At 65.6% G+C, this 244-nt stretch carries 1 protein-coding gene; it reads right to left on the bottom strand.

Translation table 11 applies throughout. The features are described 5' to 3' along the window. Positions 1-244, bottom strand: a 244-nt coding sequence (locus EOD29_RS34245) for an MFS transporter (protein WP_164764065.1), incomplete at both ends; no start/stop codon positions are given.

Consider the following 244-nt stretch of genomic DNA (forward strand, 5'->3'; position numbering starts at 1 on the left):
GCCGATTACAGGCCCGGTGATCGCCGCAAGCTGCCAGGACGATGAATTCCAGGCGATCGCATTGGAAAGGGCGCGCTCGGGCACGAGGTTGGGTGCGAGAGACTGCACCGCCGGCGACATGAAGGCGCGCTCGATCCCGAAAATCAGAAGCACCGCAAAGACCGGCCAGGGCGCGAAGGTTCCCGTCGCCGTCATGACGGGCAGCGCCAGCGTGCAGAGCGCGCTCACCAGAGAGCAAAGAGCG

Source organism: Mesorhizobium sp. M1A.T.Ca.IN.004.03.1.1, assembly GCF_003997555.1.
Taxonomy (GTDB): Bacteria; Pseudomonadota; Alphaproteobacteria; order Rhizobiales; family Rhizobiaceae; genus Mesorhizobium.